Here is a 12,625-nt window from a genome sequence, read left to right on the forward strand (position 1 = left end):
ACCCGTTGACTAGCTTTTTGCTTTAAACTTTCTGATGAAGTTTTTAGTGAAATCAGAAAGCACTAACCGCCCGCTTATCTCAGCACGCTGTTCCAGCAGAAGATCCCAGTCTTCAGATCCTTTCCACAAAATAGCTTTTAGATCGCGCATAGCTTCAGGACTACTATTAGCTAATTGTGTCGCTAATTCCCTGATAGCCTGATCAATGTCATAAGTGGAGTCAAAGATTTTGTTGTATAGCCCATTGTTGTAAGCCCACTCTGCGTCGTACCAGTTGGTTGCATCAATGGAAAGAGCAGCGAAGGCACTTTTTCCTACTTTACGTTCTACAGCCGGGCCGACTACAAAAGGCCCAATCCCAAGGGCAAGTTCACTTAGTTTGATGGAGGCTTTTTCTTCAGCAAAGGTGTAATCTCCTGCTGCTGCTATACCAACTCCGCCACCTACGGTTTTACCATGCACTCGTACAATGATAAGCTTAGGGCAGGTTTTCATGGCATTCAAAACATGAGCGAAACCCATAAAGAATTTTTTGCCTTCATTGTAATCCTCAATGGATATCAATTCATCAAAAGAAGCACCAGCACAAAAAGCTCCGTCTCCGCGACTTTTGATTACAAGTACCCGAATTTCTTCACTATTTCCTGCATTGGTGATGGTATCAGCCAACTTCCTGAGAATAGCTCCGGGCAGGGAATTCCCTTTAGGATGATAAAACTCAATAGTCCCAATGTTATTCTTTACCGATAAATTAACAGCTCCGTTTTCTTCTGACATGTTTGTTCGTGACTTAGCTATGATTATAATTTCTTCTATGGAATTCAGAATTCACGACACAGAACTCTGAATAGCTTTATAGTAACCATCAAGTAAGCGGCTTACTTCCTCAATAATGTTATTTAAATGATCTGTGTTTCCATAATTTAAATCCTTAGCAAGGATAATATAGTACCTGCATTCCTCTAAACTTCCATGTGAAATATTTAGGAACCGCAAAGTATCCCTGGTTCCGCGCTTTTTAAACCCTTCAGCAATATTGGCGGGTATAGAAACAGCTGCTCTTCTAAATTGAGAGTTCAATCCATAGAGTTCATGTTTCGGAAAATTCTTAGTGTATTTATAGGTCTCTAATACAAATTGATGTGCTTTTTGCCATACAATCAATTCTTTAAATGTTTTTGCTGGTTTTCTCATTGTTTCAAGTTTATTCTGATTTCAGAATTCTGACTACTGAATTCTTTTACAGTAAGAGCCATAAAACCAGAAATCCTTACAGAATTTTTAATTACTTACTCTTCATCAATATCCAGCTTGTGTTTCCGCTTCATTAAGGTCAAAATCGTGTACTCAGCCACCAGAGCATTTTCCTGGTTGGTGACTTCCACATCCCAGTAAACCACACCAAATGGGAATGGATCGTCTTTCTTCTGCTGACGAACATTCTTTCGTTTTAAAATCAGTTTTGCCTGAATGGTATCGCCGGGAGCAACCGGAGCTACAAATCTAAGATTCTCCAATCCATAGTTTAACATCACAGGTCCTTCATCCGGGTGCACAAATAATCCAGCAGTAGCCGAAAGCACGAAATAACCATGAGCAACAATCTTCCCGAAAAGTGATCGGGATGCAGCATCAGGATCGGTATGGGCATAAAAATGATCACCGCTCAATTCGGCAAACTCTTCAACATCTTTATCAGTAACCGTTCTTTTATCGGTTGTAAAAGCTTCCCCAATTTTCAATTCCTCAAAATATTTCTGAAAAGGATGTTTGCCCGATTCGGTAGTTTCTGCTCCTGAAATATGTTGCTTTACAATATTCCGGAGTGTAGTAGGGGATCCCTGTAGGGCAATTCTTTGCATGTTATGAAGCACTGCGCGAGCCCCGCCTAATTCTTCACCACCTCCGGCATGTCCGGGGCCGCCATGAACCAAAGAAGCAATTGGGGATCCATGTCCGGTCGACTCTTTAGCTGAATGCCGGTTAACTACCATGAACCGACCGTGGTAAGGAGCACATCCCATCGTTATTTTGTGAGCCAGCTCATCATCTGCAGTAAAAAGGGAGCCAACCAATGATCCATCTGATTTATTTGCGAGCTCTATAGCCTCATCGGTTGAAGAATAGGGCATGACGGTGGTCATAGGACCAAAGGCCTCAAGCCGATGCACATCATCTACCTGCATAGGTTTGTGGCAAACCAAAATGCGTGGTTCTGTAAAGGCACCAGTGGGAGTTTCATTGTTTGAAGCATACACCGTATCCGTAACATCAGCCAGCTGTTGCAACTGCTCTTCAAACCGGTCGGCTTGATCAGCACTTGCTAATGGACCCATTCGTATATCTTCTTGAGCAGGGTCCCCAATGGTGGTTTTTTCAAGACGGGATTTCAGTGCTTCAATTACAACTTCTGCTCTTTCTTTTGGTACGATTGTTCTCCGGATAGCCGTACATTTTTGCCCGGTTTTAACGGTCATTTCCTGTGCGACTTCCTTCACAAAGAGATCAAACTCCTCCATGTCGGGAGTTACATCTTCCCCTAAAATCGAGCAGTTTAATGAATCAGCTTCCAAATTAAATGGAACATTATTGGCAATGATATTCGGATGAGCTTTTAGCTTCTTGCCTGTTATAGCCGAGCCCGTAAAAGCTACCATATCCTGACTATTTAGGTGATCCAACAAATCTCCGGGTTTATCAGCGGCTATAAACTGTATACTTCCTTCAGGAAGGATTTCTGATTCAACCATATCCTTAAAAACTTCCCAGGCTAAATAAGCTCCCGTGGGAGAGGGTTTCACAATAACGGGCATCCCTGCAATAATAGCCGGCGCTAGCTTTTCCAACATCCCCCAAACAGGGAAATTGAACGCATTGATGTGAACAGCAACGCCTCTTCGGGGGACACAAATATGCTGCCCCATGAAAGTCCCTTTTCGGGAAAGTCGCTCGGTATCTCCTTCAACATGCCAGGGGAGATCAGAAAGTTCGCGACGGGATTTGCTGGAAATTCCAAAAGCCGTTAAAAGTCCCCCTTCAATATCAATCCAGGAGTCTTTGCGAGTGGCACCCGTTTGTGTGGAGGTTTCATAATATTTCTCCTTTCGCTCCATTAGGTATTTGCCTAAGAACTTAATGGCAAAAGCACGCTCGTGGATGGTCATCTCACGAAGTTTTGGTCCCCCAACTTTCCGGGCATATTCGAGCGCTGACTTGTAATCAATATCAGCCTCAACCATTTGAGCAACCGGTTCATTAGTAACCGCGCTGAAAAGATCTTTTTCGGTTCCTTTTTCTAGCCACTTACCTTCAATGTAACTCGTTACTTTCATTCCTTGCCTTTTGTTGGTTCGCCTAATCGTTTAGGGTGATTATCAGATTCTTGTAATTCATCAAAAGCATGCTGGAAGGTCTTCATCAATTCCATATAGTTTTCAGAATCTTTAACCTCAGATTCCAACCTTCTGCTTTTCAATGACTCATTCTCAGCGGCTTTAATAAAGCGCCAGAATTCAAACTGTACCGTTTCTCCTTCATATTCCAAATAAATAAACCCTTGTTCGTCCACCGATTTGTATGAAAAAGTTCCTTTTCCAAATCCCCCGGACATTTGTTCTACAGAACTCATGTACTTGTAAAGGTCTTTCGATTTACCTTTCAGATAACCAATAGCCTTAGCAATATTCCAGCAAAATATTTTATCTCCGGTTCTCCAGTGCAACATTTCAGGATACCAGGTATGAGGAGGCTTGCCTTTTTTATCATTTCTAAACCAACTCATGAATTATATGATTTTGAATTGTCTGATTCTGCTAATTCAGTATATGCTTTTTGAAAATTGCTGATCAGCTCCATATACTCTTTAGAACCTTTTTGCTTTTCTTCGGTCATCTTGCTTTTCAATGTCTCATTTTGGGCATACTTGATAAATCTCCAGAATTCAAAATGCTTGAGTATGCCATCCGGATCAGTTAAATAGATTTCCCCATTCTCATCCACAGACTTATATGTAAATGTTACTTTACCTATTACTTCGTTGGGGGAGATATATTTGCTTATATCTTTGCTCTTAACTTTCGCTAATCCTATAGCTTTAGCAATATTCCAACAATAAACCTGATCTCCTTCTTGCCAGTGTAGAATTTCAGGATACCAGGTATGAGGCGGCTTGCCTTTTTTATCGTTCTTAAAAAAACCCATTACTCTTTGTTCTTAATTTTTGACCAGTTTTCATATCCCATTTCCTGATCTTTCCGATCCTCTGGAACTTCGCGTAGCGGTTCACATTCTTTTAAGGTCTCATGTAATTCGCCGGGAAGTTGTCTATATAATTCAGTTCCTTTTGATTTCCAAGAAGCCATTTCATCGGTAACATCCTTAATGATTTTAGCAGGATTACCCACAACTACCTTTCGTTCAGGAATTTCCATTCCTTCAGGCACAAATGCCAATGCCCCGACTATGGATTCTTTTCCAATTATCACGTTATCCATGATGACGGCATTCATTCCAATCAGACAATTCTTCCCAAGATGCGCTCCATGAATGATAGCTCCGTGCCCCACATGCGCACTTTCTTCTAAAGTGACTGTCACTCCGGGAAACATATGGATGGTGCAATTTTCCTGAACATTACATCCATCTTTGATCACAATTTTTCCCCAGTCTCCACGAATAGCTGCTCCAGGACCGATGTACACATCTTTCCCAATAATCACATTTCCGGTTACCGCAGCCTGTGGATGTACAAAGGCCGACTTATGAACGACCGGTTTGTAGCTATTGAACTCATAAATTGCCATAGAGAACCATTTTTTGAACCGCAAAGAGCGCTAAGGCTCCGCAAAGTTCGCAGAGCAATTCTTAGCGAGCTCTGCGAAAACTCTGCGCTCTCTGCGGTAGATAATTATGTTTTTTCGAGGATTACAGCCATTCCTTGTCCAACTCCAACACAAAGCATACAAAGCGCATATTTGTGTGATTCTTTCTCGTGAAGTTCAACAGTGGCTGTCTGTAACAATCGCTGACCGGTCATTCCAAGTGGATGTCCCAATGCAATAGCTCCGCCATTTGGGTTGAGTCGGGGATCATTATCGTCCATTTCCAGCATTCGGGTTACACCGAGCGACTGTCCGGCAAAGGCCTCATTTAACTCAATTACATCCATGTCTTCCAATTTCATGCCTGCTCTTTTTAAAACTTTTTGAGCTGCTTCCACCGGACCTAATCCCATAATTCTCGGTTCAATTCCAGAAACAGCATGAGCCACGATTCGTGCTTTTGGCTTTAGACTGAAGTCTTTGACGGCTTGACCGGATGCGACCAATAAAGCTCCGGCACCATCATTTAAGCCCGATGCATTTCCGGCTGTTACGGAACCGTCTTTTTTGAATGCGGGTCGAAGTTTTCCTAAAACTTCAGCAGTAGTATCCGGGCGCATGAATTCGTCGTGCTCAAATAGTATCGGGTCTTGTTTTCTTTGTGGAATTTCAACAGGTACAATTTCTTTAGCGAGTCTTCCGGAATCCCGTGCAGCACCTGCTTTCTGTTGACTCCAAGCTGCAAACTTATCCTGATCTTCCCTGCTGATTTTATGCATCTCGACAACATTTTCAGCGGTAGTGCCCATTCCGTCGGTACCATACATTTCATCCATTTTTGGGTTGATGAATCGCCAGCCAAAAGTAGAATCGTGCATTTCCGTCGTTCCGGAGTAGGGTGAAGAGCCTTTACCTAAGACCATCGGTCCGCGTGTCATATGCTCCACTCCGCCCGTAATAAAAAGATCCCCTTCTCCAGCTTTGATGGCATGGTAGGCTTTCACAGTGGCACTCATTCCCGAGGCACATAATCGGTTCACCGTTTCACCCGGAACAGAAACAGGAATTCCAGCCAATAATGAAGCCATGCGTGCAACATTTCGGTTATCTTCCCCAGCCTGGTTTGCACATCCAAAAATCACATCCTCAATCGCTTCAAGGTCAATTTCCGGATTTCTTTTGATGAGTTCCTTAATGGGAATCGCAGCGAGATCATCGGCTCGAATGGAGGACAAAGCCCCTTTTAGCTTTCCAATGGGAGTTCTGATTCCGTCTATGATATATGCATCCATAGTATTTAGATAATAGTAATTAGTATTGAGTCTCTACTTTAATGAATTAGATAGAGAATAAATCATTTTTTGTATTTCAGTGATCATTTCTGATAGAGACGTATAATTTTCGTTACTCAAAAAACCTAAGTTTTTTGCTATCAATAATTGAGTTTCTAGTTCTGATCCAGATCCGTATGCAATATTCAGAAAGTGCTTGAATTCTTTTTTGGATTTTCTACCAGCACCTTCGGCAATATTTGAGCTGATGGAAACTACGCTTCTTCTGATCTGTGAAGTAAGCCCAAATTTCTCCTCAGAAGGAAAGTTTTTAGTATGCGAATATACATCGGTAGCAAGATCTACTGCTTTTTTCCAAACTGATAATTCTTTGAATTGATGCATATCTAAAAATACTAAATACTAAAATCTCACTACTAAGTACTATGACTCTTCCCGGTCCTATAAACCGTTCCCCTGAACTCAGCAACCAGCTCTTCATTCTGATTTACCACCTTCACTTTATAAACACCAATCGTCCGGCCATTTTGGAGTTCTTCGGTCTCAGCAACCAGTATATCACCAACTGATACTTTCTTGGTAAAGTTTATGTTGTTCTCTAAAGCCAGCGAAATTGAGCCTCGAGAATTAGAAGCGAAAGCAAGAGCGCTATCAGCTAATGAAAAGGTAATTCCACCATGGCAAACTCCAAATCCGTTAGTCATTTCTTCCCGGACTTCCATTGAAATTTTGCAATATCCAGGCTCGGATTCAATAACTTCAACTCCCATCCATTGTGAGAAGGGATCGTTGGATAGCATCTGGTTGGTTATAGGGTGGATTTCTTTACTCATAGGTGTTTGGTTGAAGCTTTCAGTCTTCAGCTCTCAGTCTTGGTCCAAGCGGACGCTTAAACTATTCGAAAATAGAATTTAACTGAAAGCTGAAGTCTGATAGCTGATAGTTTTTTCACTCATAAAAATTCTCTTGTTCAGCTACCTTCTTCTTCAGCAACGGATTTGGCCGATATCGATCTTCCCGATATGTAACCTGAAGAGCTGTCATTTGGTCGAGTACATTCTTGAGTCCAATTTCATCGCCCCATTTCAGTAACCCTTTTGGATAATTTACGCCATTCTGCATAGCTAAATCCACATCTTCAACGGAAGCAATATTCATAAACACAGCATCACAAGCCTCGTTGATCAACATAGTAAGGATACGGTTAAAGATGGTTTCTCCGAGCTCCTGATCTTTTTTAGGTTCTGGATTTTTTGCTCCTTCCCGATAATCATAAAACCCACGTCCTGATTTTCGACCAAGCCACCCAGCTTCCACCATTCTTTTCTGAGCAAAGGAGGGTTTAAATCTCGGATCATAATAAAAAGATTCAAAAACGGTGCTGGTCACTTCATAATTTACATCGTGACCTATCAAATCCATCAGTTCAAAAGGCCCCATTCGAAAGCCGCCAATTTCTTTCATGGCCCAGTCGATGGTAGCGGCATCAGCGATGCCTTCTTCGTAAATACGAAGTGCTTCTCCGTAAAACGGACGCGCAACACGATTCACAACAAAACCGGGAGTGTCTTTTCCGGAGACCGTGATTTTGTCCCAGCTTTTGATAAATGTTTTTGTTGCGTTGAAGACATCATCATCGGTAGCAATTCCCGGAATAACTTCCACCAATTTCATTAAAGGAGCAGGATTGAAAAAGTGAACACCTAAAAATCGGCCGGGCTTTTTAAGGGCTGCAGATATGGCTGCCACGGAAAGGGATGAGGTGTTGGAAGCGAGCACACAATCCTTGGAAACAATGCCTTCCAAACGAGCAAAGGTATCTTTTTTAACATCCAGATCTTCGATAATAGCTTCAATCACGAAACCACATTCACCAAACTTGGTAATGTTGTCGACAAAGTCGATTCGGCCTAAAATGCCATCTACTTCATCCTGAGTCATTCGCTCTTTCTCAACCTGACGGGCAAGGATACTTTCCAGTCCCGCTTTTGATTTTTCAAGTTGACCGGGATAGGCATCATACAAATAAACGTGGTGACCTTGAGTAGCCGCAACCTGCGCAATTCCGGTTCCCATTGTGCCTGCACCTACTACACCAATTTTAGCATCGTCTTTAATCATAAGTAAATATCGTTGTTTATCGTCTGAAAAATCGCTTCCAAGATAAGGATTATGAAGCGGAATACAGCCCGAATTTCAGAGTTTAATATCTAAGTTTTCTTAGCCTGATTTAGGTATCCGAGATGCGTGTGTTTGAAATTATCATCGAACTTTAAACCATATCCGAAAATCCGGTCAAAGCAGGAGTGTCCAAAGAATACAATTCCTATGGTTAGTAATAGCGGAAGTTGAGTGAAATATCCAAGAAGGATTAACCCAACCATTAAGCCTTTATGATGAAGCAGGTTGTAGAAAAACGCCCCGGTTTTGGTGTTGATAAGATAGGCTGCAAAGGATATATCCGGAAGGAAAAACAATAAAACATACATCCACCAAGAGTATTCTGTGGTAAGACCGAAGAGCAAGACTGATCCTATAAACAGAAAGACTTCTTCAATTATGAGAAGTGCGTTGAGCTTGGGTGATAATTCAATATTCATTTCTGGAGATTTATTTACCGTTGAATTCAGGTTTTCGTTTTTCAATGAAAGCCTGAACGCCTTCGTTATAATCATGAGTTTCTCCAGCTTCCGCCTGGAGCTTGGCTTCCAGCTGCATCTGGGATTCCAGATCGTTGGAGAAGCCGGCATTAAAACCTCGTTTTGTAAGTCCAAATCCTTTGGTAGGCATTTTGGCTAATTTTGTAGCAATGGATTTAGCTTCTTTCAGGAACTGATCAGCAGGATAAGATTTCCAGATCATCCCCATTTCAACGGCTTCTTTAGCCGATACTTTTTCACCCAGAAAGGTCAATGCAGTAGCTCGTGCCAGTCCGATCAACCTAGGTAAGATGTACGTTCCTCCGCTGTCAGGGATAAGTCCAATTTGCGAGAAGGATTGAATGAATCTAGCATCTTCACTGGCTATTACAATATCACAAGCCAGAGCAATGTTGGCTCCGGCACCCGCCGCTGTTCCGTTTACAGCACAAACGACCGGCTTTTCCAGCTCCCGAATTCCTTTGATAATGGGAATGTAAGTGTGATGAACAATTTCACTTAAATCACGATCGGGATCATCCGAAACTTCGGTGGCTTCAGCCAAATCTTGTCCGGCACAAAAAGCACGGCCTTCTCCGGTAAGTAAAACGCACCGAACTTCATCATTGGATTCCGCTTCCATCAAGGCCTCCTTAAGCTGATCGGCCATTTCAAAATTGAAGCTGTTGAGTTTATCGGGCCGGCTCAGCGTAATGGTAAAAACACCGTTTGCTAAATTAGAAAGGATCATAGAATCACTCATAAATAAGCAGGAGGTTTTCGGTTAGTTAGAAAAAGGGTAGTTCCTGTACAAGGAATTGTACTCGGTAACAGTGTAGGTGTCAACGTTTAATCTGCTGGTGTGTGGATAGAATCCGGTACCATCAAACTTATTTCTCAGGAGTATATCTTTTAGCAGCCACCCGGTGGTTTTGAGCGCTTTACTAAACTTATAATTTTCCTGAAAACTGGTTGAAACTGTATAGTCTGGATGAAATGAAAGATAGTCATTCGGAATAAATGAAAATTCTGTTGAAAGGCTATCCGTACTCAAAGTAGATGGGGAATGCATGAGTTGGGCATGTGCAGAAGTAGTGCAAATCACTATGAGGAAGGTGACGAATAATACCCTCATTCTAAATACATTTGAAGTGTTCAAAAGGTTGATCGCAATTATCACAAAAATATTGAGACTTACAAGCTGTTGACCCAAATTGACTCACCAATTTTGTATCAAAAGATTCACAAAAAGGGCAGGGAATAACTTTAGTGCTGGATAGGCTTTTCAGGAAATCGCCTTCTTCTTCTGTTTTTTCGGGAGGAGCGATACCATAATCCTTAAGTTTGGCTTTGGCTTCTTCAGTCATCCAGTCAGTCGTCCAGGTTTCGGCGAAATCCAGTTTTACTTTGAAGTCTTGGACGCCTCGTTCTTCCAGTTTTTCATTCACAAGCTTCTCAATGGCATTCATTGCCGGACAGCCGGAGTAGGTGGGGGTGATTTTAACTAAAACCTGATCGCTATCAATCTCAACTTTGCGAGCAATTCCCATCTCCACAATATTCAACACCGGAATCTCTGGATCAGTAACTTCTTTAAGGTAGTCCCAAATTTGCTCTTCGGTATGTGTTTGAAGGATCATATTAGTAGTGAGATTTTAGTATTGAGTAGTGAGTTTGAGACTTGGAAAACTCAGTACTCAAATCTCACTACTCAACACTAATAAATTATTTCCACTCTGCATCGGGTTGGGAGCGTCTTAGAAACTGCATTTGGGCTAATAGATGACCAAGGTGCTCGGTGTGAATTCCCTTGCGGCTTCCGGTCATCATAAATTGATCCCAATCGGGAATATCTAATGTTGCTTCGGTCAAGGTTTCATCAATTAACTTTTTTACGTCATCTTTGAATGTCGAAGAATCAATACCGATTCCTTCTTTAATCATTAACTCGTCAACTTCATCCATATAGAAGAGTTCTCCGAGATACATCCAAAGTTCGTCAAAGGATTCCTGAATACGCTCGTGACTTTCTTCGGTTCCGTCCCCAAGTCGTAAAACCCATTCCCGGCTATGGCGAAGATGGTATTTGATCTCTTTCAGGTGCTTGTTGATCATACCGGCAAACTGCTCATCACTAGCTTCTTTCAATTTTTCATATTGGAAATAGCTGAAAGCGCTGAATAAAAACTGTCGCGCAATTGTAAACCCGAAATCACCTTTTGGCAATTCACAAAGCTGCAGGTTGGTAAAGTCCCGGTCGTCCCTAAAGTAGGCAAAATAATCTTCGTCATGACCTTCATCCTCAATTTCTGCAGCATATTCATACAGAGCAGTGGCATGACCAATTAAATCGAGAGAGATGTTCGCCAATGCTAAATCTTCCTCAAGTTGAGGCCCATGTCCGCACCACTCGGCGTTTCGCTGTCCCAGAATTAGTCGGTCGTCAGCCAGTCTTAATAAATAAGTTAGAAAAGCTTCTTGTTTGGTCAATTTTTCTGTCGCTGTACTCATGATCTTTTCTTAACGGCTCTTGGTACACTGTAAAATTGAGGATGTCGATAAGGCTTGTCATTGGCCGGATCAAAGAAAGGCCCCATATCATCCGGTGTTGAAGCCGTGATGTGCTTTGATTCAACCACCCAGATACTCACCCCTTCATTTCGGCGGGCATAAGTATCTCTGGCGTTTTGAAGAGCCATTTCTTTATCAGAAGCATGTAAACTGCCGGCATGCTCATGGGGTTTTCCCGATTTAGGTTGAGTGAAAACCTCCCACAGAGGCCAATTGTCTTTATGTTCGTTATTGTCTGACATTAAAACTTGTTATGAAATTAAGTCGTCATGCTGAACTTGATTCAGCATCTGAATTAACCCAGATCCCGGATCAAGTCCGGGATGACAACGAGGAATTAATTACGTAAATCAGGACGCCTTTTCCTGGCTCAGTTTCTTCTTGCGGGCATAAGCATTCGCCGCTTCCCGAACCCATTCGCCATTTTCATGAGCAGCTCTGCGGTCTTTGATGCGCTGTCGATTCATCACACCATTACCTTTGACTACGTTCCAGAATTCATCCCATGGAATTTCGCCAAACTCCCAGTGACCACTTTCTTCATTATACTCTAAATCCGGATCGGGAAGAGTTACTCCGATTGCTTCAGCTTCCATTACCATACGGTCAACAAAATGCTGTCGAAGTTCATCATTGGTTTTCAATTTCACTTGCCACTTGATAAGCTCAGCGCTGTTTGGGGAATCAGAATCGTGTGGACCAAACATCATAAGACTTGGCCACCACCAGCGATTTACAGAGTCCTGAGCCATTTTTTGTTGCTCAGGGATTCCATCAGCCATCTTGGCTAACATCTCGTATCCCTGCTTCTTGTGAAAGCTTTCTTCCTTACAGATACGAACATTTGCACGGGAATAAGGTCCATAAGAAGAACGTGCCAACATAGTTTGGTTGACAATAGCAGCACCATCAACAAGCCAGCCTATGGCGCAAATATCGGCATAGGTCATAGTTGGGTAATTGAATATGCTGGAATATTTGGCACTGCCGTAAAGGTATTGATCAACAAGTTCGTCGCGTTCAATACCTAAAGTTTCGGTAGCGCTGTATAAATAAAGTCCGTGACCGGCTTCATCCTGAACTTTAGCCAGGAGCACCAGCTTTCTTTTTAAAGAAGGAGCTCGTTCAATCCAGTTGCCTTCTGGGAGCATCCCTACAATTTCGGAGTGAGCATGCTGACTCATCATCCGAATTAACTGCTGGCGATACCGTTCCGGCATCCAGTCTTTGGGTTCAATTTTTTCTCCCGCATCGATGCGAGCTTGAAATTCGTCTAACTTTTCTTGATTCTCCATGTGGAAGC

At 42.3% G+C, this 12,625-nt stretch carries 17 protein-coding genes; all 17 read right to left on the bottom strand.

What is annotated here, in order from left to right:
* Nucleotides 1–9: 9 nt before the first annotated feature.
* A complete protein-coding gene (locus CL667_16470) occupies nt 10–777 on the bottom strand; it encodes an enoyl-CoA hydratase (protein MAL19293.1) in 768 nt (255 codons plus the stop codon).
* A gap of 51 nt (nt 778–828) precedes the next feature.
* Nucleotides 829–1,194 carry a four helix bundle protein gene (locus CL667_16475; GenBank protein MAL19294.1) on the bottom strand — a complete coding sequence of 122 codons (366 nt, stop codon included), beginning with the start codon at nt 1,192–1,194 and terminating at the stop codon, nt 829–831.
* Nucleotides 1,195–1,289: 95 nt separating this feature from the next.
* Nucleotides 1,290–3,332, bottom strand: a complete 2,043-nt coding sequence (locus CL667_16480; GenBank protein ID MAL19295.1) for a phenylacetic acid degradation bifunctional protein PaaZ — start codon at nt 3,330–3,332, stop codon at nt 1,290–1,292.
* Complete coding sequence (locus tag CL667_16485; protein MAL19296.1) at nt 3,329–3,781, bottom strand: hypothetical protein; 453 nt, start codon at nt 3,779–3,781, stop codon at nt 3,329–3,331. Before CL667_16485 ends, CL667_16480 begins: the two co-directional genes overlap by 4 nt.
* Nucleotides 3,778–4,200 carry a hypothetical protein gene (locus CL667_16490; protein ID MAL19297.1) on the bottom strand — a complete coding sequence of 141 codons (423 nt, stop codon included), beginning with the start codon at nt 4,198–4,200 and terminating at the stop codon, nt 3,778–3,780. The genes CL667_16485 and CL667_16490 overlap by 4 nt, the downstream gene beginning before the upstream one ends.
* Nucleotides 4,200–4,802 carry a gamma carbonic anhydrase family protein gene (locus tag CL667_16495; GenBank protein ID MAL19298.1) on the bottom strand — a complete coding sequence of 201 codons (603 nt, stop codon included), beginning with the start codon at nt 4,800–4,802 and terminating at the stop codon, nt 4,200–4,202. The genes CL667_16490 and CL667_16495 overlap by 1 nt, the downstream gene beginning before the upstream one ends.
* A gap of 104 nt (nt 4,803–4,906) precedes the next feature.
* Entirely contained in the window at nt 4,907–6,112 is a 1,206-nt protein-coding gene (gene pcaF, locus CL667_16500) for a 3-oxoadipyl-CoA thiolase (protein ID MAL19299.1), read from the bottom strand.
* Between the two features lie 33 nt (nt 6,113–6,145).
* Nucleotides 6,146–6,496, bottom strand: a complete 351-nt coding sequence (locus CL667_16505; GenBank protein MAL19300.1) for a four helix bundle protein — start codon at nt 6,494–6,496, stop codon at nt 6,146–6,148.
* A gap of 32 nt (nt 6,497–6,528) precedes the next feature.
* Entirely contained in the window at nt 6,529–6,945 is a 417-nt protein-coding gene (gene paaD, locus CL667_16510) for a phenylacetic acid degradation protein PaaD (GenBank protein ID MAL19301.1), read from the bottom strand.
* 115 nt (nt 6,946–7,060) lie between these two features.
* A complete protein-coding gene (locus tag CL667_16515) occupies nt 7,061–8,233 on the bottom strand; it encodes a 3-hydroxybutyryl-CoA dehydrogenase (GenBank protein MAL19302.1) in 1,173 nt (390 codons plus the stop codon).
* A gap of 89 nt (nt 8,234–8,322) precedes the next feature.
* Nucleotides 8,323–8,706: a hypothetical protein gene (locus CL667_16520; GenBank protein ID MAL19303.1), complete on the bottom strand. Its 384-nt coding sequence runs from the start codon at nt 8,704–8,706 to the stop codon at nt 8,323–8,325.
* Nucleotides 8,707–8,722: 16 nt separating this feature from the next.
* The gene (locus CL667_16525) at nt 8,723–9,502 is read right to left on the bottom strand and encodes a 2-(1,2-epoxy-1,2-dihydrophenyl)acetyl-CoA isomerase (GenBank protein MAL19304.1); all 780 of its coding nucleotides are present in this window, start codon (nt 9,500–9,502) and stop codon (nt 8,723–8,725) included.
* A gap of 33 nt (nt 9,503–9,535) precedes the next feature.
* Entirely contained in the window at nt 9,536–9,805 is a 270-nt protein-coding gene (locus CL667_16530; protein ID MAL19305.1) for a hypothetical protein, read from the bottom strand.
* 82 nt (nt 9,806–9,887) lie between these two features.
* Nucleotides 9,888–10,391, bottom strand: coding sequence for a phenylacetate-CoA oxygenase subunit PaaJ (paaJ, locus tag CL667_16535; GenBank protein ID MAL19306.1), 504 nt, complete (start codon nt 10,389–10,391; stop codon nt 9,888–9,890).
* 85 nt (nt 10,392–10,476) lie between these two features.
* Nucleotides 10,477–11,262 carry a phenylacetate-CoA oxygenase subunit PaaI gene (paaI, locus tag CL667_16540; protein ID MAL19307.1) on the bottom strand — a complete coding sequence of 262 codons (786 nt, stop codon included), beginning with the start codon at nt 11,260–11,262 and terminating at the stop codon, nt 10,477–10,479.
* Nucleotides 11,259–11,564: a 1,2-phenylacetyl-CoA epoxidase subunit B gene (locus tag CL667_16545; GenBank protein MAL19308.1), complete on the bottom strand. Its 306-nt coding sequence runs from the start codon at nt 11,562–11,564 to the stop codon at nt 11,259–11,261. Before CL667_16545 ends, paaI begins: the two co-directional genes overlap by 4 nt.
* Nucleotides 11,565–11,672: 108 nt before the next feature.
* Complete coding sequence (locus CL667_16550) at nt 11,673–12,617, bottom strand: 1,2-phenylacetyl-CoA epoxidase subunit A (protein MAL19309.1); 945 nt, start codon at nt 12,615–12,617, stop codon at nt 11,673–11,675.
* Nucleotides 12,618–12,625 lie beyond the last annotated feature (8 nt).

The sequence above is a fragment of the Balneola sp. genome (assembly GCA_002694685.1).
Classification (GTDB): Bacteria; Bacteroidota; Rhodothermia; order Balneolales; family Balneolaceae; genus Gracilimonas.

What these genes read in the sequence shown, in the direction of transcription:
- CL667_16470 (MAL19293.1), bottom strand. Translation starts at nt 777, where the DNA reads ATGTCAGAAGAAAACGGAGCTGTTAATTTATCGGTAAAGAATAACATT.
- CL667_16475 (MAL19294.1), bottom strand. Translation starts at nt 1,194, where the DNA reads ATGAGAAAACCAGCAAAAACATTTAAAGAATTGATTGTATGGCAAAAA.
- CL667_16480 (MAL19295.1), bottom strand. Translation starts at nt 3,332, where the DNA reads ATGAAAGTAACGAGTTACATTGAAGGTAAGTGGCTAGAAAAAGGAACC.
- CL667_16485 (MAL19296.1), bottom strand. Translation starts at nt 3,781, where the DNA reads ATGAGTTGGTTTAGAAATGATAAAAAAGGCAAGCCTCCTCATACCTGG.
- CL667_16490 (MAL19297.1), bottom strand. Translation starts at nt 4,200, where the DNA reads ATGGGTTTTTTTAAGAACGATAAAAAAGGCAAGCCGCCTCATACCTGG.
- CL667_16495 (MAL19298.1), bottom strand. Translation starts at nt 4,802, where the DNA reads ATGGCAATTTATGAGTTCAATAGCTACAAACCGGTCGTTCATAAGTCG.
- pcaF (MAL19299.1), bottom strand. Translation starts at nt 6,112, where the DNA reads ATGGATGCATATATCATAGACGGAATCAGAACTCCCATTGGAAAGCTA.
- CL667_16505 (MAL19300.1), bottom strand. Translation starts at nt 6,496, where the DNA reads ATGCATCAATTCAAAGAATTATCAGTTTGGAAAAAAGCAGTAGATCTT.
- paaD (MAL19301.1), bottom strand. Translation starts at nt 6,945, where the DNA reads ATGAGTAAAGAAATCCACCCTATAACCAACCAGATGCTATCCAACGAT.
- CL667_16515 (MAL19302.1), bottom strand. Translation starts at nt 8,233, where the DNA reads ATGATTAAAGACGATGCTAAAATTGGTGTAGTAGGTGCAGGCACAATG.
- CL667_16525 (MAL19304.1), bottom strand. Translation starts at nt 9,502, where the DNA reads ATGATCCTTTCTAATTTAGCAAACGGTGTTTTTACCATTACGCTGAGC.
- paaJ (MAL19306.1), bottom strand. Translation starts at nt 10,391, where the DNA reads ATGATCCTTCAAACACATACCGAAGAGCAAATTTGGGACTACCTTAAA.
- paaI (MAL19307.1), bottom strand. Translation starts at nt 11,262, where the DNA reads ATGAGTACAGCGACAGAAAAATTGACCAAACAAGAAGCTTTTCTAACT.
- CL667_16545 (MAL19308.1), bottom strand. Translation starts at nt 11,564, where the DNA reads ATGTCAGACAATAACGAACATAAAGACAATTGGCCTCTGTGGGAGGTT.
- CL667_16550 (MAL19309.1), bottom strand. Translation starts at nt 12,617, where the DNA reads ATGGAGAATCAAGAAAAGTTAGACGAATTTCAAGCTCGCATCGATGCG.